At 72.8% G+C, this 26,383-nt stretch carries 21 protein-coding genes, 1 pseudogene and 1 riboswitch; of the genes and pseudogenes, 15 read left to right on the top strand and 7 right to left on the bottom strand.

Annotated features, from left to right (window positions below; genetic code table 11):
- Positions 1-227: 227 nt before the first annotated feature.
- A riboswitch (SAM riboswitch) is annotated at positions 228-363 on the top strand.
- Positions 364-372: 9 nt separating this feature from the next.
- The 3 genes from thrC (at position 373) to paaN (ending at position 4,653) form a co-directional block, all read left to right on the top strand.
- Positions 373-1,659 (top strand): threonine synthase, encoded by a 1,287-nt coding sequence (gene thrC / locus J7462_RS17175; RefSeq protein WP_219464952.1) that lies wholly within the window; start codon positions 373-375, stop codon positions 1,657-1,659.
- A 248-nt stretch (positions 1,660-1,907) separates the two neighbouring features.
- Positions 1,908-2,927, top strand: a complete 1,020-nt coding sequence (locus J7462_RS17170) for a GNAT family N-acetyltransferase (RefSeq protein WP_219464951.1) — start codon at positions 1,908-1,910, stop codon at positions 2,925-2,927.
- 52 nt (positions 2,928-2,979) lie between these two features.
- Complete coding sequence (gene paaN / locus J7462_RS17165; protein ID WP_219464949.1) at positions 2,980-4,653, top strand: phenylacetic acid degradation protein PaaN; 1,674 nt, start codon at positions 2,980-2,982, stop codon at positions 4,651-4,653.
- A gap of 431 nt (positions 4,654-5,084) precedes the next feature.
- On the opposite strand, the gene J7462_RS17160 is transcribed toward paaN, so the two are convergent.
- A complete protein-coding gene (locus J7462_RS17160) occupies positions 5,085-5,615 on the bottom strand; it encodes a GNAT family N-acetyltransferase (RefSeq protein ID WP_219464947.1) in 531 nt (176 codons plus the stop codon).
- A 223-nt stretch (positions 5,616-5,838) separates the two neighbouring features.
- Here J7462_RS17160 and J7462_RS17155 point away from each other — a divergent pair, with 223 nt between their 5' ends.
- From J7462_RS17155 to groL, 3 genes are all read left to right on the top strand, one after another.
- A complete protein-coding gene (locus J7462_RS17155) occupies positions 5,839-6,042 on the top strand; it encodes a cold-shock protein (RefSeq protein WP_067305333.1) in 204 nt (67 codons plus the stop codon).
- A gap of 528 nt (positions 6,043-6,570) precedes the next feature.
- Entirely contained in the window at positions 6,571-7,296 is a 726-nt protein-coding gene (locus tag J7462_RS32290; RefSeq protein ID WP_255597763.1) for a hypothetical protein, read from the top strand.
- A gap of 279 nt (positions 7,297-7,575) precedes the next feature.
- Positions 7,576-9,198, top strand: coding sequence for a chaperonin GroEL (gene groL, locus J7462_RS17145; protein ID WP_208567850.1), 1,623 nt, complete (start codon positions 7,576-7,578; stop codon positions 9,196-9,198).
- A gap of 108 nt (positions 9,199-9,306) precedes the next feature.
- On the opposite strand, the gene J7462_RS17140 is transcribed toward groL, so the two are convergent.
- The gene (locus tag J7462_RS17140) at positions 9,307-11,781 is read right to left on the bottom strand and encodes a S8 family serine peptidase (protein WP_219464943.1); all 2,475 of its coding nucleotides are present in this window, start codon (positions 11,779-11,781) and stop codon (positions 9,307-9,309) included.
- 539 nt (positions 11,782-12,320) lie between these two features.
- Here J7462_RS17140 and J7462_RS17135 point away from each other — a divergent pair.
- A complete protein-coding gene (locus J7462_RS17135; protein WP_374197529.1) occupies positions 12,321-14,162 on the top strand; it encodes a glycerol-3-phosphate dehydrogenase/oxidase in 1,842 nt (613 codons plus the stop codon).
- Positions 14,163-14,278: 116 nt separating this feature from the next.
- The gene (locus tag J7462_RS17130) at positions 14,279-14,785 is read left to right on the top strand and encodes a hypothetical protein (protein ID WP_219464941.1); all 507 of its coding nucleotides are present in this window, start codon (positions 14,279-14,281) and stop codon (positions 14,783-14,785) included.
- A gap of 38 nt (positions 14,786-14,823) precedes the next feature.
- On the opposite strand, the gene J7462_RS17125 is transcribed toward J7462_RS17130, so the two are convergent.
- Positions 14,824-16,224 (bottom strand): FAD-binding oxidoreductase, encoded by a 1,401-nt coding sequence (locus tag J7462_RS17125; RefSeq protein WP_219464939.1) that lies wholly within the window; start codon positions 16,222-16,224, stop codon positions 14,824-14,826.
- Between the two features lie 35 nt (positions 16,225-16,259).
- On the opposite strand from J7462_RS17125, the gene J7462_RS17120 reads away from it, so the two are divergent.
- Positions 16,260-16,535 carry a DUF4031 domain-containing protein gene (locus J7462_RS17120; protein ID WP_219464937.1) on the top strand — a complete coding sequence of 92 codons (276 nt, stop codon included), beginning with the start codon at positions 16,260-16,262 and terminating at the stop codon, positions 16,533-16,535.
- Positions 16,536-16,549: 14 nt separating this feature from the next.
- Here J7462_RS17120 and J7462_RS17115 read toward each other — a convergent pair whose 3' ends face one another.
- Complete coding sequence (locus J7462_RS17115; protein ID WP_219464935.1) at positions 16,550-17,185, bottom strand: metal-dependent phosphohydrolase; 636 nt, start codon at positions 17,183-17,185, stop codon at positions 16,550-16,552.
- Between the two features lie 52 nt (positions 17,186-17,237).
- On the opposite strand from J7462_RS17115, the gene J7462_RS17110 reads away from it, so the two are divergent.
- Positions 17,238-18,503 (top strand): FUSC family protein, encoded by a 1,266-nt coding sequence (locus tag J7462_RS17110; protein ID WP_219464933.1) that lies wholly within the window; start codon positions 17,238-17,240, stop codon positions 18,501-18,503.
- A gap of 67 nt (positions 18,504-18,570) precedes the next feature.
- Positions 18,571-20,049 (top strand): annotated as a pseudogene (locus tag J7462_RS17105) (PrsW family intramembrane metalloprotease); the annotation flags it as partial.
- Positions 20,050-20,397: 348 nt separating this feature from the next.
- Here J7462_RS17105 and J7462_RS17100 read toward each other — a convergent pair.
- On the bottom strand, positions 20,398-21,903 hold the full coding sequence (locus J7462_RS17100) for a hypothetical protein (protein ID WP_219464931.1): 1,506 nt from the start codon (positions 21,901-21,903) through the stop codon (positions 20,398-20,400).
- A gap of 15 nt (positions 21,904-21,918) precedes the next feature.
- Here J7462_RS17100 and J7462_RS17095 point away from each other — a divergent pair, with 15 nt between their 5' ends.
- The 3 genes from J7462_RS17095 to J7462_RS17085 are packed head-to-tail and all read left to right on the top strand — an operon-like array spanning position 21,919 to position 24,034.
- A complete protein-coding gene (locus tag J7462_RS17095; RefSeq protein ID WP_219464929.1) occupies positions 21,919-22,137 on the top strand; it encodes a hypothetical protein in 219 nt (72 codons plus the stop codon).
- Positions 22,134-22,760, top strand: a complete 627-nt coding sequence (locus tag J7462_RS17090; RefSeq protein WP_219464927.1) for a tetratricopeptide repeat protein — start codon at positions 22,134-22,136, stop codon at positions 22,758-22,760. Before J7462_RS17095 ends, J7462_RS17090 begins: the two co-directional genes overlap by 4 nt.
- Positions 22,761-22,768: 8 nt before the next feature.
- Positions 22,769-24,034, top strand: coding sequence for a glycosyltransferase (locus J7462_RS17085; protein ID WP_208567859.1), 1,266 nt, complete (start codon positions 22,769-22,771; stop codon positions 24,032-24,034).
- Positions 24,035-24,080: 46 nt separating this feature from the next.
- Here the strand turns inward: J7462_RS17085 and J7462_RS17080 are convergent, their stop codons facing one another.
- Positions 24,081-24,248 carry a hypothetical protein gene (locus tag J7462_RS17080; RefSeq protein ID WP_208567860.1) on the bottom strand — a complete coding sequence of 56 codons (168 nt, stop codon included), beginning with the start codon at positions 24,246-24,248 and terminating at the stop codon, positions 24,081-24,083.
- Positions 24,249-24,477: 229 nt separating this feature from the next.
- The gene (locus tag J7462_RS17075) at positions 24,478-24,825 is read right to left on the bottom strand and encodes a co-chaperone GroES (protein WP_208567861.1); all 348 of its coding nucleotides are present in this window, start codon (positions 24,823-24,825) and stop codon (positions 24,478-24,480) included.
- A gap of 234 nt (positions 24,826-25,059) precedes the next feature.
- Here J7462_RS17075 and J7462_RS17070 point away from each other — a divergent pair, with 234 nt between their 5' ends.
- Positions 25,060-26,358, top strand: a complete 1,299-nt coding sequence (locus J7462_RS17070) for an AI-2E family transporter (protein ID WP_219464925.1) — start codon at positions 25,060-25,062, stop codon at positions 26,356-26,358.
- Positions 26,359-26,383 lie beyond the last annotated feature (25 nt).

Raw genomic sequence — 26,383 nt, 5'->3', positions numbered from 1 at the left:
ATCGGCTCGTCGGCCGGCCCCCCACCGGCCTGTCGGAGCGCGGTCAGGGGCCGACCGGAGGGCCGGTGCGCGGATCCGCACAAGGGCGTACTGAGCTGGAAACTTGCCCGAAACATCAATGGCTTCCGGTGCGGCCGGCGCACGCCCCGCCGGCAGGTGGTTCACACCGTGGGAAGCAGACTGGGCGATGGCGGCGAAGCTGCCTAGACTCGACGGCACAACTGCATACCTCATCCAGAGGGGCTGAGGGATACGGCCCGACGACGCCCCGGCAACCACCCCGCGCGCTCATCGCTGAGCGTCCCGCGGGGCAGGTGCCAATTCCGTCCCCGCCGCAGGGTGCGATGCGGGGAAAGATGAGAGGAATCCGCCATGACGTCGACGCTCGCCGCCCCCGGTATCGACACCACCGCCAGCCCGGCCCGCGCCCTGGTCTGCCGCGCCTGCTCCGCCCGCTACCCGCTCGCCGCGCAGCACGCCTGTTACGAGTGTTTCGGCCCGCTGGAGGTCGACTACGACGCCGCCGCACTGGCCGCCGTCACCCGGGAGCAGATCGAGGCCGGCCCGCAGAACATCTGGCGGTACGCCGCCCTCCTGCCCGCCGGCCAGGACCCGGCCACCCGGGTCACCCTCGACCCGGGGCTCACCCCGCTGGTGGCGGCCCCGAACCTCGCCGCCGAACTGGGCATCAGCGCGCCGCTGTGGGTCAAGGACGACAGCGCCAACCCGACCCACTCGTTCAAGGACCGGGTCGTCTCGGTGGCGCTGACCGCCGCGAAGGCGCTCGGCTTCACCCGGTTCGCCTGCGCCTCGACCGGCAACCTGGCCAACTCGGTGGCCGCCCACGCGGCCCGCGCCGGAGCGCCCTCGGTGGTCTTCATCCCGGGTGACCTGGAGCAGGGCAAGGTGATCACCACCGCCGTCTACGGCGGCGACCTGGTCGCCATCGACGGCTCGTACGACGACGTGAACCGGCTCTGCGGGGAGCTGGTGGAGACCGACGAGTTCGAGGACACCGCGTTCGTCAACGTCAACGTCCGGCCCTACTACGCCGAGGGCTCCAAGACCCTCGGGTACGAGGTGGCCGAGCAGCTCGGCTGGCGTATCCCGGCCCAGGTGGTCGTCCCGATGGCCTCGGGCGAGCTGCTCACCAAGATCGACAAGGCGTTCTCCGAGCTGGTCGAGATCGGGCTGGTCGAGGCGCCCGCCGGGGGTTGGAAGGTGTTCGGCGCCCAGTCGGCCGGCTGCAACCCGATCGCCGCCGCCCTGCACGCGGACACCGACACCATCACCCCGGTCCGGCCGACCGGCATCGCCAAGTCGCTCAACATCGGCGACCCGGCCGCCGGCCTGTACGCCCTGGAGGCGGTGCGGCGGACCGGCGGCTGGATGGAGTACGTCGACGACGAGGAGATCCGCGCCGGCATCCGGTTGCTGGCCCGCACCACCGGGGTCTTCGCCGAGACGGCCGGCGGGGTGACCGTTGCGGTGCTGCGCAAGCTCGTCGAGTCCGGCCGGCTCGACCCGACCGCCGAGACGGTCGTTTTCAACACCGGCGAGGGCCTGAAGACCATCGACGCCGTCGCCGGCCAGGTCGGCCCCACCCACCGGATCAAGCCGTCCCTGCGGGCCGCCCGCGACGCCGGCCTCCTCTCCTGATCCCCCGGGGAGTGGATCTCCGAGTGACCGGAATTTCGCGGTGAGTGGCGAAAACCCGCCGGGAAGGACTTGACGGCAGGAACCGGGCGGCGCAAGATGCTCCGTGCGGGAGGGCTTTCGCCGGAGACTTTTCAAGTTCTTGCGACCCAACGCCGGAGGCGTTGTGCGAACGTCCCTCCCGACCAACGTGCAAGGGGGCCAGCGGAAATCCGCTGGCCCCCTTCGTCGTCGACAGGAAGACTCCCGGCGTGACCGTGGACATCGCAGCAATCGATCCGACCGACCAGCCGGCCCTCGATGCGGCCTACCGGATCGCGGCCACGGTCGAAGCGACGGAGTCACCCGACCTGCCGCCGCTGTGCCGTCGCCGGTTCGAGGCGCCGCTGCGGCACCCGATGCCCGGCATCGACACCCGCTGGTCGGTGGCGCGACTGGACGGCGTGGTCGCCGGCTGGGTCCGGCTCAACCTCCACCTCCTGGACAACACCGACAACGCCAGCGTCGAGCTGGTGGTGGACCCGGCGCACCGGCGGGCGGGAGTGGGGCGGGCGTTGTTCACGCACGCCCGCGAGCAGCTGCGGGCGGCCGGCGGCAAGCGGATGGTCGGCTCCGCCGTGGCCGCGCTGCCCGGCGAGCCGGGTGGACAACTGCCCGGGGCGGCCTTCGCGGCGGCGCTCGGCGCGAAGGCGGCGCTGGTCGACGTCCGCCGTCGACTCGACGTCACCGCGCTCGACCGGGACCGGCTGGCGGCGCTGCGGGCCGGGGCGCGCTCGGCCGTCGCCGGCTACCGCACGGTCCGCTGGCACGGGCACCCGCCGTCGGAGCACCTCGCCGACCTCGCCTACCTGGAGGGCCGGATGATGACCGACGCACCCCTGGGTGACCTGGAGTGGGAACCCGAGCGGATGGACGCCGAGCGCATCCAGGGCATGGAGCGGGCGCTGGACGCGCGGGGCGTCCGCCGCTACAGCGTCGCCGCCGTGCACGAGGCGTCCGGCCGGCTGGTCGCGTGGACCGTGCTCAGCCTGGCCGCGAACACCACCCGGCACGCCTGGCAGCAGCTCACCATCGTCGACCCGGCCCACCGGGGGCACCGGCTCGGCCTGCTCTGCAAGGCCGAGAACCTCGAACACACCCTGACGTACGAGCCGGAGCTGAGCGTGGTCGACACCTACAACGCGGCGGCGAACACCCACATGATCGCGATCAACGAGCTGCTCGGGTTCCGGCCGGTGGCCGGGTCCACGGAGTGGCAGTCGACCATCTGATCTGTGACACGCCCCTACTGATCTGGTCAGCATCTGTTGCATGATGGCGGGCATGACGGAGACCCCGCACCCGCTGTACGACAGGCACGCCGACACCCTGCACCGCGCGCTGACCGCGATCACCGAACGCGGGTACTGGTCCGCCTACCCCGAATCGCCCAGCCCCCGGGTGTACGGCGAGACCGCCGCCGCCGACGGGAAGGCCGCCTTCGAGGCGTACCTCGGTGGCGACTTTCCGCTCGACCAGCCCGGCACGGCCGACCGGGTCGCCACCGAGACGAGCCCGTTCGGGGTGGCCCTGGACGTGCGCTACCCGCACCCGGGCGCCGACGAGGTGGTCGCCGCCGCCTCCGCCGCCCTGCCGGCCTGGCGCGACGCCGGCCCGCAGACCCGGGCGGGGGTGTGCCTGGAGATCCTCGACCGGTTGCACAAGCACGTCTTCGAACTGGCCAACGCGGTGCAGTTCACCAGCGGCCAGGCGTTCGTGATGGCCTTCCAGGCCGGCGGCGCACACGCGCTGGACCGGGCCCTGGAGGCGATCGCCTACGCGTACGCCGAGATGACCCGGCACCCCGGGACGGCCAGCTGGGAGAAGGCCGCCGGCAAGGGCGACCCGCTGCGGATGACCAAGACGTTCCACGTGGTGCCGCGTGGGGTGGCCCTGGTGATCGGCTGCAACACCTTCCCGACCTGGAACTCGTACCCCGGGCTGTTCGCCTCACTGGTCACCGGCAACCCGGTCGTGGTCAAGCCGCACCCCCGCGCGGTGCTGCCCCTGGCGATCACCGTGCGGTACGCCCGGGAGGTGCTCGCCGAGGCCGGCTTCGACCCCGACCTGGTGCTGCTCGCCCCCGAGGCCCCCGGCGAGAAGCTGGCCTCGACCCTCGCCCTGCACCCTGCCGTGAAGATCGTCGACTTCACCGGCTCCACCGGGTACGGCGACTGGCTGGAGGCCAACGCCCGGCAGGCGACGGTCTACACCGAGAAGGCCGGCCTGAACACCGTCGTCATCGACTCCACCGACGACTTCGCCGGCATGTGCCGCAACCTCGGTTTCACGCTGACCCTCTACAGCGGGCAGATGTGCACCACCTCGCAGAACATCCTCATCCCCGCCGCCGGCATCACCACCGACCAGGGGCACAAGAGCTTCGACGAGGTGGCCGCCGGCATCGCCGCCACCGTCGGCAAGCTCACCGCCGACCCGGCCCGGGGCGTCGAGCTGACCGGGGCGATCGTCAACGACGGAGTGCTGGAACGCCTCGACGAGGTCACCAAGGTCGGCGAGGCGGTGCTGGAGTCGCGTACCGTCACGCACCCCGCGCTGACCGACGCGGTGGTCCGGACGCCGACCATCGTCAAGCTCGCCGCCACCGACACCGAGGTCTACGGCCGGGAGTGGTTCGGGCCGATCTCCTTCGTCATCGCCACCGACTCGACCGCGCACAGCATCGAGATCCTGCGGTCCACCGTCGGAGAGTCCGGCGCGCTGACCGCCGCCGTCTACTCCACCGACGAGGCGGTGCTGGACGCCGTCGAGGCCGCCGCGATCGACGTCGGGGTGCACCTGTCGGCCAACCTCACCGGTGGGGTCTTCGTGAACCAGTCCGCCGCTTTCTCGGACTTCCACGGCAGCGGCGCGAACCCGGCCGCCAACGCCGCCCTCACCGACGGCGCCTACGTCGCCAACCGCTTCCGCATCGTCCAGTCCCGCCGCCCCGCCTGACCCCACCGTCCCCTTCCCACGCCCCCGCCTTCCCCACCACCCCCACCCCCGTCCGCGCTCCGGCTGCGGGCGGGGGTGGTCCGTGGTCGGTGGTCCGTGGTCGGTGGTCCGTGGTCGGTGGTCCGTGGTCCGTGGTCGGTGGTCGGTGGTCGGTGGTCGGTGGTCGGCCGTCGGTGGTCCGTGGTCGGTGATCAAGAGGTTTACGTCAGCCTGAGTGGCTGATTTGACGTAAACCTCTTGATCACCGGCCCGGCCCGGCGCGGCCCGGCCCGGCGCGGCCCGGCGCGGCCCGGCCCGGCGCGGCCCGGCGCGGCGCGGCCCGGCGCGGCCCGGCCCGGCCCGGCGCGGCCCGGCCGGCCCGGCGCGGCCGGCCCGGCGCGGCCCGGCGCGGCGCGGCCCAGCCCGGCCCGGCCTGGGGTTTGGGGTGGGGGTCAGGCGGGGCGGCGCATCTGGAGTTCGGTGAGGGCGGGGATCTTGGGGTGCGGGACGCGGACGCCGGTGTCGGTGAAGCCCAGACGGTGGTAGGCCCGGTAGGCACGGTCGTTGCCGACCACCACCTCGAGCATGAGCTGTGGTCGGCCGCAGGCGCGCGACCAGGCGGCGACCTCGTCGATCAGCGCGCCGAGCAGGCCGGTGCCCCGCCACGAGGGGTTCACGTAGACCGCGTAGACGACCGTCAGGTCCGGCTCGTCGGGGGCGACGGTGCCGCCCGCGTGGCCGACCAGCCGGCCGCCGGGATCGGCCACGAACTGGGCGGTGTGGCACCCCTGGGACACGTACGCGATCCGGGCCGCGTAGTCGGCGTGCGGGCGGGCGGCGGCCTCGGCGACGGTCTCCAGGAAGGCCAGCGGCGCATCCGCGAGCATCTCCAACCGCAGCGCCCGCATCCGGGCGGCGTCCTGCGGGCGCACCCGGTGCACGGGTGCCGTCCGGGTCACCGGTGGGGCCGGGGCAGATGTCATGTGCGCATGCATACCGCAGCGATGAACGCCGATGGGTAACCGGGTCGATACCCGTCCGATTTAGGCCGATTTGAGGTCGTGCGCGGTCGTCACTCCTCGTGTAGCGTGCGATTTCGGTCACCGATTCAGCGGCCTTCACCGATCGCCGAAACGGTGGTTCTCCGCTGTCGGCCCGCCGGCATCCCGGGGTTGTGGAACGCCGCGCAGAGTGAGGAAGTGCACCGTGGCACAGGGCACCGTCAAGTGGTTCAACTCCGAAAAAGGCTACGGCTTCATCGCCGTCGACGGCGGGCAGGACGTCTTCGTCCACTTCTCCGCCATCGAGATGGACGGCTACAAGGCGCTCGACGACGGTCAGCGGGTGGAGTTCGAGATCGCCCAGGGTCAGAAGGGGCCGCAGGCCGAACGGGTCCGCGTCATCGCCTGACCTGTCCTGCGGGTCCCACCCGCCGGGCCACCCGTGGGACGGTTGGCGGCGGGGGTCGGTGCGGGGAAAGATCGTGAACCGTCCAGGCGTCCTCGCTGAGGAGGGTTCATGTCCGACCAGTCACCTCCGGGTCCACCCGGCCCCGCTGCCGGGTCGCCGGGCGGACCATGGGGCCCGCCGCCGGGGGGCCCGCCGTCGGGCCAACCCTCGTGGGGTCCGCCGCCCGGGGGGCCGCCGTCGGGCCAACCCTCGTGGGGTCCGCCGTCGTGGGATCCGTCCGCAGCGGGGCCGCCGGGCTGGAGCTATCCGGCTCCCGGTGGCCCGTACCCGGGCTATCCCCCGGGTGCCGACGGCGGTTTCCCGCCGCTCGGGAGCTATCCGCCGCTCGGGGGTCATCCGCCGGTCGCCGGGGGCGGCTCCTGGGGGCCGGCGGACCCGCTGGTCAATCCGCCGTACGCCGGGCTGGAAGGCTGGTTCGCCCGGTGCACCGGAGCGTTGCGTCGAAGTTGGCGGACCCTGCTGCCGTTGATGCTGCTCACCCAGGTCGTGCCGGCGGTGGCGGTGTCCCTGCTCTCCCTCGGCACGGGGCCCGACGCCGCCCCGCTGCCCGCCGACGGCTCGATTCCCGACGGCTACCTCAGTGACCTGGTGATCTACGGGGTCTCGGTGTTCCTGGTCGCGCTGGCCTTCGGGGTGGTGCAGGGCATCGGCTGGGCGGGTGGCACCTGGGTGGTGGCCCGGCAGGCCGCCGGCCAGCCGGCCGACCTGCCCGGCGCGCTGCGCTACGGCGCGCGCCGCTGCCTCGGCCTGTGGGGCTGGATGCTGGTGCTGGGCCTGCTCATCGGCGTCGGTTTCTGCCTGTGCCTGCTGCCGGGCATCTACCTGGCGTTCGCCCTCGCCCTCGCCGGCCCGGTCTACCTGTTCGAGGGGCAGAACCCGATCGGGCGCTCGTTCCGCATGTTCCACGACCGGTTGGGCATGGTGCTCGGCCGGGTGGCGCTGGTCGCACTGGCGGTGCTGCTCGGCAGCGTGCTCGGTGGGGTGGTGGAGTCGGTCGGCACCGTGCCGTTCGGCACCGACCCGTTCACCGCGCCCGGCACCGCCGTGGGTGCGGTGGCGGTGATCCTGGTGAGCGCGGTGCTGGTCGTGCCGGTCTACCTGGTGCAGCTGGTCGGCCTGGTCGTGACGTACGCCGAGCAGCGCGCGCAGGAGGGGCCGGTGAACGTCGCGCGACTGGTGGCGGAACTCGGCTGACCGGCCCCATCGTGCTTGCACTCGGCAGGGGAGAGTGCTAAACAGGTCATTGGCACTCGCATACGGTGAGTGCCAATGGTCGGGGCGGTAGGGCCACGGTCACATCGGCGTCTCGATGGCGTCGGGTGGCACATGGCCGGTCGTCGCGGGCTGTCCGGCCCGACCGAGGAGGACGTCGTCGTCGCCAGGTGGCGACGTCCCCAAGGTGCGTACACCAGGCGGCCCGTCCGGGGACACAACCCCCGGGTGGCCCGTGAGTGTCCAGGAGGACAACGCCGTATGGCCAAGATGATCGCGTTCGACGAAGAGGCTCGCCGCGGCCTCGAGCGGGGCATGAACCAGCTCGCCGACGCCGTAAAGGTGACCCTCGGCCCCAAGGGCCGCAACGTGGTGCTCGAGAAGAAGTGGGGTGCCCCCACCATCACCAACGATGGTGTGAGCATCGCCAAGGAGATCGAGCTCGAGGACCCGTACGAGAAGATCGGCGCCGAGCTGGTCAAGGAGGTCGCCAAGAAGACCGACGACGTCGCCGGTGACGGCACGACGACGGCGACCGTCCTGGCCCAGGCCCTGGTGCGCGAGGGTCTGCGCAACGTGGCCGCCGGTGCCAACCCGATGGCCCTGAAGCGGGGCATCGAGGCTGCCGTGGCCAGCGTCTCGGAGGAGCTGTCCAAGCTCGCCAAGGACGTCGAGACCAAGGAGCAGATCGCCTCCACCGCCTCCATCTCCGCCGGTGACAGCACCGTCGGCGAGATCATCGCCGAGGCGATGGACAAGGTCGGCAAGGAAGGCGTCATCACCGTCGAGGAGAGCAACACCTTCGGGCTGGAGCTGGAGCTCACCGAGGGCATGCGCTTCGACAAGGGCTACATCTCCGCGTACTTCATGACCGACCCGGAGCGTATGGAGGCCGTCTTCGACGACCCCTACCTGCTCATCGTCAACAGCAAGATCTCCTCGGTGAAGGACCTGCTCCCGATCCTGGAGAAGGTCATGCAGTCGGGCAAGCCGCTGCTGATCATCTCCGAGGACATCGAGGGTGAGGCCCTGGCGACCCTGGTCGTCAACAAGGTCCGGGGCACCTTCAAGTCGGTCGCCGTCAAGGCGCCGGGCTTCGGTGACCGCCGCAAGGCCATGCTCGCCGACATCGCCATCCTCACCGGTGGCCAGGTCATCAGCGAGGAGGTCGGCCTCAAGCTGGACGCCGTCGGCCTCGACATGCTGGGCCGGGCCCGCAAGGTCGTGGTGACCAAGGACGAGACCACCATCGTCGACGGTGCCGGCGACGCCGACCAGATCCAGGGCCGGGTCAACCAGATCCGGGCCGAGATCGACAAGAGCGACTCCGACTACGACCGCGAGAAGCTGCAGGAGCGGCTGGCCAAGCTGGCTGGCGGCGTTGCGGTGATCAAGGTCGGCGCGGCCACCGAGGTCGAGCTGAAGGAGCGCAAGCACCGCATCGAGGACGCCGTCCGCAACGCGAAGGCCGCCGTCGAGGAGGGCATCGTCCCGGGTGGTGGCGTCGCGCTGGTGCAGGCCGGCAAGACCGCCTTCGACAAGCTGGACCTGGCCGGCGACGAGGCGACCGGCGCGCAGATCGTCAAGATCGCGCTGGACGCCCCGCTGCGGCAGATCGCCGTCAACGCCGGCCTGGAGGGTGGCGTGGTCGTCGAGCGCGTCCGCAACCTGGACGCCGGTCACGGCCTCAACGCCGCCAGCGGTGAGTACGTCGACCTGCTGGCCGCGGGCATCATCGACCCGGCCAAGGTGACCCGGTCCGCGCTGCAGAACGCCGCGTCGATCGCGGCGCTCTTCCTCACCACCGAAGCCGTCGTGGCGGACAAGCCGGAGAAGACCCCGGCCGCCCCGGCTGGCCCGGGTGGCGGGGACATGGACTTCTGAGTCCAGCTCCAACGCCGAACGGGGCGGGCCGCGCGAGCGGTCCGCCCCGTTCCGTGTCCGAGGACCGTACCCAGCCGGGCCGGCTCACCCCGGCGACCGGGGGGCCGGTCAGCGGCGGGCCGCCCGCACCGCCGCGTACGCGTCGACCAGACCGGCCCCGGTCGACGCCGCCACCGGGCCGCAGCTGAGGTCGGCGGGTCCGGCGGGTTGCGCGGTGTCCCGCAGGATGTTCCGGGTCCGGTCCAGGTCACCGACCAGCGCCGGGTTCGCCGACCACATCAGTGCCACCACTCCCGCCACCTGCGGGGTGGCCATCGAAGTGCCGTCCAGGGCGGCGTAACCGCCGCCGGGCATCGCGGAGAGGACCTCCGCGCCGGGGGCGACCAGGTCCGGCTTGGCCGCCCCACCGGCGGCGGGCCCCCGGCTGGAGAACTCCGTGACGCGCCGGTCGCGGCCCACGGCGCCCACCGTCAGCACATCGGGGTACGGCGCCGGCGGGTCGACGATCGACCCGCAGTCGGGTCCGGTGTTCCCTGCGGCGGCCACCACCAGAATGCCTGCGGCCGTCAACGCGGCGGTGGCCGGGCGCAGCGCACCCGCATCACAGCCCTCGACCGGTGGGCACCCCCACGAGTTGGTGAGCACGTCGGGGGCCCGCTCCGGCCGACCGTCGGTGAACGGGTCACCGCCGGCCGGGAACGGGGCCAACATGAACTGGAGGCAGTCCAGGTAGTGCGCGGGGCTGCCCAGGTTGCGGTCGAGGTTGACGCAGCCCACCCACTGGGCTCCGGGGGCGACCCCGATGCCGTCGCGTCCCACCGCGCTGGCCGTGGTGTGGGTGCCGTGACCGCCGGAGTCGGTGGGGGCGCGGGTGTGGTCCCACGGGTCGTACCAGGAGTCGTCGCCGCCCCGGAAGTTGGCGGCCAGGGTCGGATGGGTGCCGTCGACCCCGGAGTCCGAACTGCCGACCACCACCCCGGCCCCGGTGACGTCCAACTCCGACCAGACCCGGTCGGCGCCCAGCATCCGGATGTTCCACTCCGGCCCGGTCGGCGCGGGCCGGTCACCCCGGCTGGCCGGTGCCGGCGCGGGCAATGGTCGGAGCCGCTGGCTGACCAGCACCCGGGCCACCTCCGGCCGCCCGGACAGCCAGGCCCGCACCGCCGGCCCGCCGTCGGTCTCGATCGCGTTGACCAGGTAGTACGGCGTCGGGTCGAGGTGTAGCCGGGTCAGGTCCCGGCGCAACGCCCCCTGGGTGCGTTCGGCGGTGGACACCAGTCGGCGGTAGACCTCGGCGGTCCGCGCCTCCCGGCCGGCGCGACCTGGCGTACCGGCGGGGATGCCGGTGAGGTCGGCCTGCTCGCGGAGCACCACCAGCAGCCGTTCGCCGTGCAGGCCGGGCTGGCCGGCGACCACGTCGACCACGCCGAGGGTGAGCAGCAGGACGGCTGCGCTCGACGCGGCGACCAGCCGGCGCGGTGCGCGCCCGCGTGGCCGGGCGAGCAGCACCCCGTACCCGATGGCCAGCACGACCGCGACGGCGAACCCGACGCCGGATGCGACCGCGACCCAGTAGGGGACGTCGCGGGTGGTGGCCAGCAGGACCGAGATCTCCTCCGGGTCGGCGAGCGCCAACGGGCCGAACGCCGCCAGACCGACCAGCCACCGGACCGGCGCGGCACCGGCCGGTGCGCCGGCCCGGCGGGCCGCCACCTGGCACGCGCCCAGCACGAAACCGAGTGGCGGGACGAACAGCAACCCGGGCAGTTGGGCGCCGGAGTGGCCGGTGCCCGCGACGACCAGCAGCAGGACCACCCCGGCGACCAGGCCGCCGACCAGCACGGTACGGGCGGCCCGGGGTGGCCCGTCGCCGGTGAAGGGGGACCAGAACCGGTCGCCCAGCAGCGCTGCGGCCAGCAGGCCGACCGCCGTCGCGGCGAGCGCGGCGAGCGCGGTCTCCAGCAGACCGCCCAGCGCGCCGAACCGCACCCACGGCAGCAGCAGGGCCAGTCCGGCCGCGATGGCCAACAGGGTGACCGCCCTGGGTCGGCCGGCACGATCCGTGGCCGTGGCCGTGGCCGTGGGGGTGGGGGTGGGGGTGCCCGTGGCTGTGGCGGTGCCCGTGGGCTGGGGTGGGGTGGTGGCGGCCGGGCCGGACAGTCGGGCGGTCAGCAGCGCGAGCAGGGTCGCGGTGACGGCCAGCGCGGCCAGGTACAGCTCGTGGTGTACCTGGGGAAGCGCCCGCAGGGAACCGAGGGCGAGCAGGGCGAGCGCCGCGCCGAGCCAACCCCACCCGGTGGCCCGTACCCGGGGTGAGCGGGGGAGCAGGGCCAGCAGCAGGGCGGGTAGGCCGACCAGCAGGGCGGTGGCCAGGCTGAGGGCCGGCCAGAGCCACGCCTGCCGGTCCCATCCCGCGGCCACCTGCAACTGCTCGACCGACCAGCCGACCGCCTGGAGCAGGACGGCGAGCACGACCGTCCAGCCGCCGGCCAGTGCGGCCGCCACCACCGGCCACGGGCTCGACGGACGGCCGGCGGCCGATGGTGGGCCGTAGCCCGGCGGAGGTGGTGTGTCGGCCAACATCCGGAAACAGTACGACGCACGTCGCCGTCCGACGGCTTTGCCGGTCCGACGACCGTCCCCGCCCGTCGCCGGTGGACCCGGGGAAACGCGGACCTGCGCGGTCCCCGCCCTCGCGTGGGCTCGGCTCCGCCCGGTCCGCCGCTGCGTCCACCTCCCGCGTTCCGTCGCTTCTCCCCGGTCGCCGGCACCGTTCCGTGGTCACGGAAAGTGACGGAAGGTGGGGGTGTGGACCTCCACCTTCGGATCCTTTGCTCTGCTGCCCTGGACGCACCGGTCACGGAACGTGCGCGTCGCGTGGAGAGCAGCAGAGCAAAGGATCCGAGGGAGGGATGTGGGGGATGGGCGGGGGATGCGGCGATCGGGCTGGTCACGGCGATGGGGAGGCGGTGTGAGGGGCGGAGGGGTCGGCGAGAAGCTGATTACGGAGAGTCATCGAGGCGATCCGGAGGAGTCTTGCTCAGTGTCACCGGATCGGCGGTGCGGATCTCGGCGGGCTCCAGGCCTGCTGCGGGTGGGACCCGGCGGGTTACGGTGGACGGGTGCGTGACCCCAATGTGACCCGATCCGCCGCTGGTCAACTCTCGCCCGAGCGCCGTGCCGCCGACCTGCGCCGGCTGCGGTCCGAGCGATTCGACGTGCTGGTCATCGGCGGTGGGGCGACCGGTGCCGGTGCCGCGTTGGACGCCGCCTCCCGGGGGCTCAAGGTCGCCCTGGTCGAGGCCCGCGACTTCGCCGCCGGCACCTCCAGCCGGTCCAGCAAGCTGATCCACGGCGGCCTGCGCTACCTGGAACAGTTGGAGTTCCACCTGGTCCACGAGGCGCTGACCGAGCGAGGGCTGCTCGCCACCCGACTCGCCCCGCACCTGGTCCGACCGGTCCCGTTCCTCATCCCGCTCCCCGCCGGCCGGGGGCTGCGCGACCTGCCGGCCCGGCTGTTCCGCCGCTCCTACTACGGGGCCGGGGTGGCCGCCTACGACGCCTTCGCCGGCCTCTTCGGCACCGGCCGGGGAATGCCGCTGCACCGGCACCTGACCCGCGAGGGTGCCCGCCGGGTCTTCCCCAGCCTGCGGGCCGACGCGCTGGCCGGGGCGATCCGCTACTACGACGGCCAGGTCGACGACGCCCGGCTGGTGGTGACCCTGGCCCGCACCGCCGCCAGCCTCGGCGCGACCGTGGTGACCAGCGCCCGCGCCGTCGGGCTGGTGCGGCAGGCCCGGGAGGTCACCGGGGTCCGGGTCCGCGACCTGGAGGCACCCCCCGGCAGCCCGGATGCGGAGTTCGAGGTACGCGCCCGCACCGTCATCGCCGCCACCGGCGTGTGGAGCGACGACATGTCCCGGATGCTCAACGACGTCGGGCTGCGCCCCGGCATCCGGGTCCGGGCGTCCAAGGGGGTGCACCTGGTGGTGCCCCGCTCGGCGATCACCGGCGAGACCGGGCTGATCGTGCGGACCGCGACCAGTGTGCTCTTCGTCATCCCCTGGGGCGGGCACTGGATCATCGGCACCACCGACACCGACTGGCGGCTGGACCGCTCCCACCCGGCCGCCTCCGCCCGCGACATCCAGTACCTGCTCGACCAGGTCAACCTGGTGCTGGACCGGCCGCTGTCGAGTGCGGACATCGAGGGCGTCTACGCCGGGCTGCGCCCACTGCTGGCCGGTGAGGCCGACTCCACCTCCAAGCTCTCCCGGGAACACGCGGTCTTCGAGCCGATGCTCGGGCTGCTGCTGGTCGCCGGCGGCAAGTACACGACGTACCGGGTGATGGCCACCGACGTGGTCGACCGGGCCGCCCACCGGCTCGGCGGCGTACGCCCCTCGCGCACCGCCGACCTGCCACTGCTCGGTGCCGACGGGTACGCCTCGATGTGGCGGGACCGGGCCGACCTGGCCCGCCGGCACGGGGTCCCCGTCGGTGTGGTCGAGCACCTGCTGGAGCGGTACGGCACGCTCACCCTGGAACTGCTGGCGCTGATCGCCGCCGACCCGCTGCTCGCCTCACCACTGGCCGGTGCCCCCGAGTACCTGGCCGCCGAGGTGACCTACGCCACCCGCTCCGAGGGGGCGTTGCACCTGGAGGACGTGCTGACCCGGCGTACCCGGATCTCCTTCGAGACGACCCACCGCGGGCTCGACTCGGCCGGGCACACGGCGGAGTTGATGGGGGCGGTGCTCGGCTGGGACGCGGCCACCCGGGACCGGGAGATCGCGCACTACCGGGCCCGGGTCGAGGCGGAGCGGGAGTCCCAGCTCATGCCGGACGACGCGACCGCCGACGCGGCCCGGTTGGGTGCGCCCGACGTCCGGGGTTTCGCCGCCGACCGGGGCGTCGACGGCGTCGAGGGTGGCCACGTCGGACTCCCGACGTCCACCCGCTGACCGGTCCCGGGCGGCGGCACCCGTCGATGCCGGGCCGGCGGTGGGCGGTCCCACCCGCTGGCGGCGGTCCGGTCGGCCGGTTCCGGACGGCACCCGGGGTGGGATAGGTTCCGCGCGTGGTTCCCCCTCAGTGGTCGCGTGCGCTCACCGTCCCCGCCGTCGCCGCCCTGACGGTCACCCTGGCCGGCTGCGCGATGGCCGACCGGGACGGCGGTTCCACAGCGGAGGGCCGGGGCGGGACGACATCCCCGGGGGTGACCGCCAACCGGGTCAGCCTGGTGCAGAAACTCGGCGACGACGGTCCACTGCGGTCCTTGACCGTCGAGCCGGACGGCCGGTGGGAGTGTGACGACTGTGCGGGCGACGGGGTCACCTCGACCGGCTCCCTCGACGCCGAGCAGGTGCAGCGGTTGCACAAGCTGCTCGCCGACCCGCGGCTGGCCCAGGAGACCGACCAGGCCCGCAGATACCGGGCGAGCTGCATCGACGCGCTGACCTCCAGCCTGCTCACCACGACCGGTCTGGTCACCTCGCAGGACTGCCCGGGCGAGGAACGACCGGCGGTGGCCGGGGAGATCCTGCTCCTGCTCACCCAGGCCACCCCCGCCGAACCCACCCGCTGAGCGATCCGGGCCCGCCACGCCCGGTCCGGCGGGTCGGCTCAGAGCACCTTGCCCGGGTTGAACAGCCCGGCCGGGTCGAGCGCCGCCTTGATCGCCTGGTGCACCCGGACGCCGACCGGGCCGATCTCCCGGGCCAGCCAGTCCCGCTTGAGCAGCCCGACGCCGTGCTCACCGGTGCAGGTGCCGCCCAACTCCAGGCCGAGCCGGATGATCTCGTCGAAGGCCAGTCGGCCCCGCTCCAGGCTCGCCGGGTCGGCCCGGTCCACCACGATGTTCGGATGCAGGTTGCCGTCCCCGGCGTGGCCGACCACCCCGATCGGCACCCCGCACTCGACGGCGATCCGGGCCACCCCGTCCAGCAGGGTGGCGAGCGCCCCCCGGGGCACCGCCACGTCGTCGATGATCAGGCCGCCGTTGCCGTCCGGGTAGGTGTCGGCGGCGAACTTCTCCATCGCCGGGTGGGCCAGCCGCCGGGCCTGGAGCAGCGCCGCCGCCTCCACCGCGTCGGTGGCCGCATACACCTCCGCGGCGCCGGCCGCCGTGCAGACCTCGGCGATCCGGGCCAGGTCCGCCGCCGCCCGGGGGCCGGTGTCGGCGGCCGCGAGCAGCAGCGCCTCGGCGTCGGTCCGCAACCCCATCGGCCGGTACGCCTCGATCGCCCGCAGGTGCGTCCGGTCGAGCAGCTCCAACAGGCTCGGGGTGAGCCCCCGCGCGGCGATCCCGGCCACCGCCGTACCCGCCCCGGCGGTCGAGCCGAAGACCGCCACCATGGTCAGTGACTCCTCGGGCACCGGCCGCAGCGACACGGTGACCTCGGTGATCACCCCGAGGGTGCCCTCCGCGCCGACGAAGAGCCGGGTCAGGTCGTACCCGGCAACCCCCTTGGCGGTACGCCGGCCGGTGCGCAGCACCTCGCCGGAGGCGAGCACCACCTCCAGCCCGAGGACGTACTCGGTGGTCACCCCGTACTTGACGCAGCACATCCCGCCGGCGTTGGTGGAGACGTTGCCACCGATCGTGGAGGACTCCCAGGAACCCGGGTCGGGCGGGTAGTACAGGCCCTGTTGCCGGACGGCGCGGGCCAGTGTGGCGTTCACCACGCCCGGCTGCACCACGGCGATGCGGGCCACCGGGTCGATCTCCCGGATCGCGGTCATCGCGACGGTGCTCACCACCACCGCGCCGTCCACCGCGTTCGCCGCGCCGGCCAGGCCGGTCCGCGCCCCCTGCGGCACCACGGGTACGCCGTGCCGGGCCGCCGCCCGGACCACGGCCACCACCTGTGCGGTGTCCCGGGGGCGGACGACCACCAGCGGCGTACCGGCGGCGCAGAGGTCCGCCTCGTCGCGCCGGTGCAGCCGTAGCAGGTCCGGGTCGGTGAGGACGGCCTCGTCGCCGAGGGCCGCCCGCAGGTCGTCGAGGAGGGGGGAGCCAGCCATGCGGCCGAGGCTAACCGGCGGCTAGATTGGCCGCCATGCTCTACCTGGACCGGCCCGCCTGGCCGTGGCGCGGCCGGCTCTGGTCGCACCTGATCAGCGACGTCTCCCCGGCCGAGCTGCACGTGTTCGCCGAGACGCTGGGGGTGCCCCGGCGCGGGTTCGACCGGGACCACTACGACATCCCCGCCGACCGGTTCGCCGTGGCGGTGTGGCTCGGCGCCCGGGTGGTGCCCAGCCGGGAGATCGTCCGCCTGCTGTACGCCGCCGGCCTGCGCCGCCCCAAACACCTCAACCCCCCGGGGCGCCGGTGACGCCGGACGGTTAATCAGCGCAGAGACGCCAGCTCGCGGTGGAGGTTGGCGCGGGCCGGTTCCTCCCAGTGGGCGGCCAGCGGGGGCAGCCGGAACAGGGCGGGCAGGGCGAGCAGCCCGTCGAGGACCCGCGCCCGGCCGGTACGGAAGTCCGCCTCGGGCACATGCGCGTACTCGGCGCGGATCGCGGCGGCGTACCCGTCGTACACCTCGGGGGGTGTGGCCAGGATCGCCAGGTCGGCGTCGCAGAGCAGCGCGCCGTCGCGGTCGCCCGGGGTGACCCGGTGCCCGGCGGTGAGCAGCACCAGCCGGCGGACCTCGGCCACCGTGGCGGCCGGCACCCCCAGCCCGGTGAGCAGGGTGCCGGCCAGCGCGGCACTGGCCTGCTCGTTGGTGTCCCCGGCCGCGCGTGGGTCGTAGACGGCGTCGTGCGTCCAGGCGGCGAGCGCGACCCGCTCCGGCCGGTCGGCGAGGTCGGCGTGCCGGTCGGCCACGTCCAGCACCGCCCGCAGGTGGCGCTCCGTGTGGTAGCGCCGGTGCGGTTCCCGCCAGCGGGCCAGCAGGTCGACCCCGGCGGCGGTCAGCGCCGGCCCGTCGACGGCCCCGCAGGCGAGCGCCGCCGCCACCCACCTGTCGATCAGTCCGGTCACCCGGACGATTGTGCCGCAGGGATGAACCGGTGCGACGTGGGTAGTCCCCGCCATGGCGCTGGCCCGGGACCGACAACCGTCGCTGCTGCGTCGGGCCGGGCTGCGTGACGCCGGGAACGACGTCGACACCGCGCGGATCGCCGGTGCCATGGCCTACCTGCGCACCCGGGGCCGGGCCACCCTGCACGACCGGCTGCACCAGGTGCACCTGGCCCTGGGCCTGGCCGTGCAGGCGGGCCTGGCCGCCGCGCTGGCCTGGATCGTGTCGCACCACCTGCTGGGCAACCCGCAACCGGTGTTCGCGCCGATCTCGGCGGTCGGCACCCTGGCCGCCTCGGTGGGCCAGCGGCTGCGCCGGACCGTGGAGCTGATCGTCGGGGTGGCGGTCGGGGTGTTCCTCGGCGACGTGCTGATCTACTTCCTCGGCACCGGGGGCTGGCAGCTCGGGTTGGTGGTGACCGCGGCCATCGTGCTCACCACCTTCTTCGGGGCCAGTGTCGCGGTGGTGATCCAGGCCGCCGCGACGGCCGTGCTGATCGTCACGCTGAGCCCGTCCACCGAGGATCTGGAACTGCCCCGGTTCGTCGACGCGTTCGTCGGCGGCGGCATCGCCCTCCTGGTCACCGCTATCCTGCTGCCGCTCAACCCGCTCCGGGTGATCAACCGGGCGGCCCGGCCGGCGCTGGACCTGCTCGCCGGCCAGCTCGACGTCTGCGCCCAGGCGCTCCGCGACCGGGACCGGGGCGCCGCCCAGCGGGCGCTGGACCGGCTCCGGGAGAACAAGGAGGAACTGGCCACCTTCACCGAAGCGATCGAGGGAGCCAAGGAGACCAGCACGCTCTCCCCGGCCCGGTGGCACCGGCGCAGCGAACTGACCCACTACGCCGAGGCGGCCGACCCGATCGACCGGGCGATGCGCAACAGCGGCACCCTGATCCGCCGGTCGGTCACCATGATCGAGGACGACGAGCCGGTGCCGGAGCCGATGCCGGACGCGGTCGCCCACCTGGCCGAGGCGGTCCGCCTGCTGCGGCACGAGTTCGCCGTCGGGGACGAGCCGGAGCGGGCCCGGGAGCGGTCGCTGCGCGCGGTCAGCGAGGCCGGCCGGGCGTACGACCAGGGGGTCGGGTTCTCCGGCAGCGTGGTGATCGCCCAGGTGCGGACCACCGCCAGTGACCTGCTGGTCGCCTCGGGGATCGAGCAGGAGGACGCCAACCGGCTGATCCGGCAGGCGTTCGGCGACAAGGAGAAACCGGGCGGTAGTCCGGCCGAGCAGCATGCCACCCCGAAACCCCCGGCCGCGCCGCCGCTGGGCTGACCCGGCCCGGACCGGGCCGACCCGCCCGCAGCGCCGGCCGGACCGGCCCACCGCGCACCGGGAGAGCCCGGCCGAACGGGCCGGGGATGACTACGCTGATCCGCATGGCCGACACCCCGCCCGGCGGGCCCCGCTGCCCGCGCCCGCCGTACCGTCGCCGGACGCCGCCGCGGCCCGGATGCCGCTGCGCCGCCTCGGCTGGCGGCGGGTCCTGGCGCTGGCCGGGGTGGTGCTGTTGATCGCGGCCTGCGCGGTCTACATGCTCTACACGCTCGGCTCCAACCTGGGCCTGGACGCGCTGCTGGTCGGGGTGACGGCGGCGATCCTGCCGGTGCCGGTCCTGGTGGCCTGCTTCCTCTGGCTCGACCGGTACGAACCCGAGCCGCTGAAGTACCTGATCTTCTGTTTCGCCTGGGGCGCGTTCGTCTCCACCGCCGCCTCGCTGACCGTCAACAACAGCTTCGCCGCCCTGTTCAAGGAGTGGGGGGTGTCGTCGTCGCTGACCGGGGTGCTGGTGGCCCCGTTCATCGAGGAGTTGACCAAGGCGCTCGGCCCGATCCTGCTGTTGATCTTCCGCCGCCGGGAGTGGTCCGGGATCACCGACGGTCTGGTCTACTGCGGGCTCTCCGCCGTCGGGTTCGCCATGGTGGAGAACATCCTCTACCTGGGCGGCCTCGGCTACGCCTCGGGCGTCGACCAGTGGGGGCCGGCCACCGGCGTCCGCAACGTCATCGTCATCTTCATCTCCCGGATCCTCTTCTTCGGCTTCGCCCACCCGCTGTTCACCTCGATGACCGGGGTGGGGCTGGGCATCGCCGCCCGTACCGCCGACCGGCGGATCCGGGTGCTCGCCCCGATCGCCGGCCTGCTGCTGGCGATGATGCTGCACGGCACCTGGAACCTCATCCCGACGCTCGTGCAGGCCACCGGCCAGGCGGTGATCTTCTTCTACGGCATGGTCGCAGTGATGGTGCCGATCTTCTTCGGCATGGTCGGTTTCGCGGTCTGGTTGCGGGCCTGGGAGGGGCGGCTCACCGAGCGGACCCTGCCGGACTATGTGCGGGCGGGTTGGTTGAGCCCGCCCGAGGTGGCCGCCCTGGGCAGCCTGGCCCGCCGGCACGCCGCCCGGACCTGGGCCCGGCGGGTGGGTGGGGACGCCGGGTTGCGGGCGATGCGCGGTTACCAGTTCGCCGCGACCCGGCTGGCGTTGTTGCGCGACGGGATGCGGCGCGGGCTGGACCGTAAGCCGGCGGAGCGGGAGCGCACCCTGCGGGAGGAACGGCAGTTGCTGGAGACGATCGCTGCGTACCGGTCGTTCTTCGTCGGCCGGGACCCGCAGACGCCGGTGGGGGTCTGGGACGGTCAGCGCTACCACCTGCGGTTCCCGGACGGTAGCCAGCGGACGGTCGACGCCCCGGACTCGCCGGTGGTGCCGATCCCGGTGGTGCTGACCCCACCGCCGCCCCCGGCCTACCCGGCGGGCTACGGCCCGCCCGGCTGGTACGGCCCCCGCCCGGCCGCCCCGTGGCCGCCCGGCCGGTACTGAGCGGCCAACTCCGGTCGAGACCGACCCGCCCTCGATCGCCGGAGGCGGACGGTTCCGTCGGCGTGTGCGCATCGCCGCCGGTTGCCACCGCCGGCCGCACCACGATCGGGGCACGTTCGGGTGCGGGGATCGTGCCGTAGCTTCACGAAGAATGTCCGCCTTTCCTGAATGCCTCCCGCTTTAGCGGAAACCCCTCTTATTGGACGAATGGGTCGAATAAGCTACAACTCGCCCGTAAGCGTCCTTAGGTCGCAGAAGGGTAACTCTGGGTATCTGGGTGGCTCTCTGGAGGGGTTCATGAGTAACAGCCGACGGCTGCGGCGAGGACTGAAGCGTGGTCGCGCCGCTTCAGGGCTGAGTTCCGCCCTGATCGTGGTCGGGATGACGGGTGGGCCCGCGGTCGCGGCGCCACCCCTGGAGACCACGCCGTCCGCGCAGGGCGTGCGTACCGGCACGCCCGGTCCGCTGGGCCAGTACGGCGGGTGGCCGGCGTCCCGGTCGACGGTCCGCCAGGACGGTGTCGGACCTGATGATTCCTGGGAGAGCTACCCCGACGATCCGGCGGACTGCGGCCCGCAGGGCTGGCAGGGACCGTGGGGTGGGCACGACGGGGGCAAGGGCCACTACCCGCCTGGCCCGAAGAAGGGCCCCCAGGGCCCCCAGGGTGCCCAAGGTCCTCAGGGCGATACGGGTCCCCGGGGTGCGACCGGTGCCCAGGGCCCCCAGGGTGACGCGGGGGCGCAGGGTGACACCGGCGCGCAGGGTGCTCAGGGTGACACTGGTGCTCAGGGGCCTCAGGGTGCGGCTGGTGCGCAGGGTGCTCAGGGTGCTCAGGGTGCGACCGGTGCTCAGGGTGCGACCGGTGCTCAGGGTGCGACCGGTGCTCAGGGTGCGACCGGTGCTCAGGGGCCGCAGGGTGATGCGGGGGCGCAGGGTGCTCAGGGTGACACCGGTGCTCAGGGGCCTCAGGGCGCGGCTGGTGCGCAGGGCGCACAGGGTTTCCAGGGTGCTCAGGGCGACGCAGGTGCTCAGGGTGCGACCGGTGCTCAGGGTGCGACCGGTGCTCAGGGGCCGCAGGGTGATGCGGGGGCGCAGGGTGCTCAGGGTGACACCGGTGCTCAGGGGCCTCAGGGCGCGGCTGGTGCGCAGGGCGCACAGGGTTTCCAGGGTGCTCAGGGTGACGCAGGTGCTCAGGGTGCGACCGGTGCTCAGGGTCCGCAGGGTGATGCGGGGGCGCAGGGTGCTCAGGGTGACACCGGTGCTCAGGGGCCTCAGGGCGCGGCTGGTGCGCAGGGCGCACAGGGTTTCCAGGGTGCTCAGGGCGACGCAGGTGCTCAGGGTGCGACCGGTGCTCAGGGTGCGACCGGTGCTCAGGGGCCGCAGGGTGATGCAGGGGCGCAGGGTGCTCAGGGGCCGCAGGGCGATGCGGGCGTGCAGGGGCCGCAGGGTGTGCAGGGTCCGCAGGGTGTCGCGGGTGTGCAGGGTCCGCAGGGTGTCGCGGGCGAGACGGGTGCCCAGGGTCCGCAGGGTGTCGCGGGTGCGGCAGGCGCGCAGGGTGCGCAGGGTTTCCAGGGCGACGCCGGCGCGCAGGGTGCTCAGGGACCGCAGGGCGATATCGGTCCACAGGGTATCCAGGGCCCCCAGGGCGTTCAGGGTGCCCAGGGCGACGTGGGCCCGCAGGGTGCTCAGGGACCGCAGGGCGACGCGGGCGTCCAGGGCGCGCAGGGCGCGCAGGGAACGGCGGGTAACGGAATTCAGGCGGCCTACATCCAGGGCCCGCTGACCGTGATCGCGGACACGCCCGTTGACTTCGGGTGTGTGCCCGGAGACATCGCTGTCGGCACCGGATACCAACTGTCGGGTGCGGGCGTGAATCCGGTGCTGATCCAGCCGCTCTCGATCAGTGGCTACCAGTTCACCTTCACCGGCGGGGGTGCCGACATCTGGGTGTCCTGCATCTCGCCCAGCACCCCGCTGGCGTTTGCCCCTACCGCCGACAGGTCGGATCGGGCAACGGCGGACAGCAGCCGTACCAGCCGGCCGAACCGCAAGTCGGACCGCCCCGGTTCCGTCAAGGAGGAGAAATGAGCACACGTCAGATCCTGGGTTCACTCGCCTGTGGTGCGGTCCTGCTCGCCGGAGTCCCGGCATGCAGTGCGAAACCCGACGACAAGCCGCAGGTCAGCAGTTCCGGCAGCAGCGACAGTGCGAACGGCGGTTCCCCCACCGGAACCACTGCGGCTGATCTGTTGAAACTCGGTGTCGAGCAGGGCCAGGCCGGTGACTACGACGCGGCGAAGACCAGCTTCGAGAAGGTGCTGGCCGCCGAGGCCGACAACAAGTTCGCCTGGTTCAACCTGGGCTTCATCGCCCAGTCGCGCAACCAGGCCGACGAGGCGATCAGCAACTACGACAAGGCGTTGTCGGCCGACGGCGAATACAAGCCGGCCCTCTACAACAAGGCCATCGTTCTGGAGGGCAGTGCGCCGACGACGTCGATGGAGATCTACCGCAAGGTCGTGTCCATCGACGACAAGGCGTCGACCGCCTATCTCCGACTGGGCGTGCTGCTGTCCAAGTCCGGTGACGACGCGGCGGCGCGGGATGCCTTCAAGGCGGCCATCCGGCTGGACAAGCGGCTCACCTCTGCCGTTCCGGCCAAGTACCGGCCGGCCCCGACGGCTCGGGCCTCCACGCCGGCGGGCAGGTGACTGACCCGATGCACACACCGCGCGTCACGGTCTTCACCGGGAGCAACCGTACCCGGTTCATCGACGAGTGCTTCCGTTCGCTGGTGGCGCAGACCTTCACCGACTGGGAGTGGGTTGTCGTTCTCAACCAGGGGTCCCGGTGGCGGCCCGAGACTCACGACGATCGCATCCGGCTCATCGTCCAGGACGACCTCAATGGTGTGGGTGCCGTGAAGGGGTTCGCCTGCGCCGAGGCCGTCGGGGACATCCTGGTCGAACTCGACGACGACGATCTGCTCAGCAGCGACTGCCTGCAGGAGATCGTCGAGGCCTTCGACTCCCACCCGGAGGTGGGGTTCGTCTACAGCGACACCGCCCAGATCCAGGAGGACGGTGGTCGCTGTGAGGACCGCTTCGCGAGTTCGTTCGGCTGGCGGCACTACGACGAGAAGGTGGATGGCCGCGAGGTGCTGGTCTGCCGAGCGTTGCCGCCGACGCCGCACAACGTGAGCTACATCTGGTACGCGCCGAACCACGTGCGGGCCTTCCGTCGGGACATCTACGAGAAGGTCGGCGGATACGACGAGTCGCTCGACGTCGCGGACGACGCCGACCTGATGGCTCGGATCTACCAGGTGAGCGAGTTCCACCACATCCAGAAGTGTCTCTACCTGCAGCGCATGCACGCCAAGAACACGCAGCGCATGCCGGAGTTCAATGCCCGTATCCAGCAGCGTACGGTCGAGATCTACGACCGGAACGTCCAACACAACGCGTTGGCCTGGTCGCGGCGACAAGGACTTCTGGCACTCGACCTGGGTGCGGCCCACAACAAGCCGGAGGGCTATCTCGGCCTGGACTGTCGCGACGGGCCGGGCGTCGACCTGGTTGGCGACGTGACGAAGGGGGTCGACCTGCCGGACGGGAGCGTCGGGGTCATTCGGGCCGTGGACTTCCTGGAGCACATCCCGGACAAGATCGCGCTCTTCAACGAGCTGTACCGGTTGCTCGCCCCGAACGGGATGCTGTTGTCGCTGACCCCCAGCACCGACGGCCGGGGTGCCTACCAGGACCCGACACACGTGGCGTTCTACAACGAGAACTCGTTCTGGTATTTCACGGACGCCAACTACTCCCGTTTCGTGCCGGAGATCCGGTGCCGATTCCAGGCGTCGCGGTTGGTCACGTACTTCCCCAGCGAATGGCACCAGGCGCACAACATCCCGTACGTCTCGGCGAACCTCATCGCGATCAAGGACGACGCCCTGCGCAACGGCGGCCTGCTGAACATCTGACCCCGCGTCCCGCGCCGGCGATCGGGTCGTGCCCGGCCGGGACCGGTCAGGTCATCAGGGTGGTGAGGAAGTCGCCGAGGCCCTGGGCCATCGCCATCAGGGCCGCCCCGATCCCCTTGAACAACTGCGCCGCCCCGTCCGGGCGGAACGCCATGAAGTAGATCAGGAAGGCGACGCTGCCCCAGAGCAGCACCTTCTTCACGAGAACCGGCATCGTCCCTCCCCAGGGCACCTGGATGTGCCTGGCTTCCCGCCAGGAAGCCGGACAAACCGGGAAGCAGGCCGGGTCGGGGAGACCGCGACGAACCGGGAAGCAGGCCGGGTCGGGGAGACCGCGACGAACCGGGAAGCAGGCCGGGTCGGGGAGAGCGCGACGAACCGGGAAGCAGGCCGGGTCGGGGGCCGCGACGAACCGGGGAGGCCGGTCGAGCCGGTGGGCCGTCCTACAGGTAGAGGCCGGTGCTGCCGGTGGACTCGCTCTCCACCCGCTCGGCGGCGACCGCGTGCACGTCCCGTTCGCGCAGCAGGACGTACCCCCGGCCGTGCAGTTCGACCTCGGAGCGGTCGTCGGGGTCGAAGAGCACCCGGTCGCCGGCCACCACGGCCCGCACGTGCGGGCCGACCCCCACGGCGGTGGCCCAGGACAGTCTCTTTCCGACGGCGGCGGTGGCCGGGATGACGATGCCTGCGGTGGAACGGCGTTCGCCCTCGCTGCCGTCCACCTTCACCAGCACCCGGTCGTGCAGCAGGCGGATCGGCAGGCCGGTGTCGAGGTTCGGGTCGACGGTCACGCCAAGACGCTACCGTGTGCTGCGGCGGCGTCCACCTGGTGGTGGAGCCGACGGGGTGCGGGCGGTGGGGTCGAGGCGGGCGCGGGTGGCTGGAGATGGTGCGGTTCGGGCAGGTTGAGCCGGTGCCGCGCGGGGCATTGGGTGGCGGAACTGCCCTACGGTGGCGGGCATCCGGGCGTACCCTGTCCGGGCCGTCGCCGTCGGTGATCCGGCGTCGTTCTTCAGGAGGTGCGCTTGAGCCGCTTCGAGCGGGTACGCGGCCGGCTCCGCCGCGCGTACGAGTCCGGACGGGAGTCGGTCCGCGCGGGGCGTGCCGACCCGGTCGACGTACCCGAGGGCGCCGCAGTGGCCACCCCCGCGTCGCCCGGCCCGCCGGCCGCCCCGTCGGCGACGGTGGTCGGGGTCGAGCCTCCGGCGGCCATGCACAACTCCACCTCCAGCCGCGACGACGCGGACGTGCCGCACGCGCTGCGGATCGCCGCCGCCTGGTCGTGGCGGTTGATCGTGATCGGCGTGGTCACCTGGGCGCTGCTGAGGATCGTCGGGACGATCAGCATCGTGGTCATCCCGCTGGCGGTGGCGCTGCTGCTCTCCGCGCTGCTCGCCCCGGCGGTGGGCTGGCTGCTGCGGGCCCGGTTCCCCCGCTCGCTGGCCACCGCCGTGGTGATGGTCGGCGGGCTGGTCGCGGTCTTCGGCACGCTGACCCTGGTGGTCAACGAGTTCATCCAGGGTGTGCCGGAGCTGAGCGAGAAGTCGTCGCAGGGGGTGCGGCAGATCCAGGACTGGCTCAAGACCGGCCCGCTGCACCTGTCCGACAGCCAGCTCAACCGCTACATCGAAGAGGCGCAGACCTGGATCAACGGCAACACCGAGAAGTTCACCAGCGGGGCGCTCGCGACCGCCACCACCCTGGCCGAGCTGCTCACCGGTGCCGTCCTGGTGCTCTTCGCCACCTTCTTCTTCCTGCGTGACGGCAGCCGCATCTGGCGGTTCCTGGTCCGCCTGCTGCCGGTCGCCGCCCGGTGGAAGGTCGACGACGCCGGTCGGGCCTCCTGGGCGACGCTCGGCGCGTACGTGCGGGCCACCGTGCTGGTGGCGTTCATCGACGCGGTGGGCATCGGCATCTTCCTGGTGGTCTTCGACGTCCCGTTCGCGTTCCCGCTGGCCGCCCTGGTGTTCCTCGGGGCGTTCATTCCGATCGTCGGCGCGTTCCTCTCCGGGGTGGTGGCGGTGCTGGTGGCGCTGGTCGACAGCGGCCCGGTGACCGCCCTGATCATCCTGGGTGTGGTGATCGGTGTGCAGCAGGTCGAGGGGCACCTGCTCCAGCCGTTGATCATGGGTCGGGCGGTGGCCATCCACCCGCTCGCGGTGATCATCGGGATCGCCGCCGGGGTGGTGCTCGCCGGCATCACCGGCGCGCTGGTCGCGGTGCCGCTGATCGCGGTGCTCAACACCGCCGTCCGCCGGCTCGCCGCCCGCAGCGTGCCGGACACCCCGCCCGACGCCGTGGTGGTCGCCGCCCAGGCTCCCTGACCACAGACCGACGACACCCCGGCAG

The sequence above is a fragment of the Micromonospora sp. RL09-050-HVF-A genome, assembly GCF_019374995.1.
Classification (GTDB): Bacteria; Actinomycetota; Actinomycetes; order Mycobacteriales; family Micromonosporaceae; genus Micromonospora; species Micromonospora antibiotica.
The sequence above is the reverse complement of the archived record's forward strand: the minus strand, read 5'-3'. Positions and strand labels throughout refer to the sequence as shown.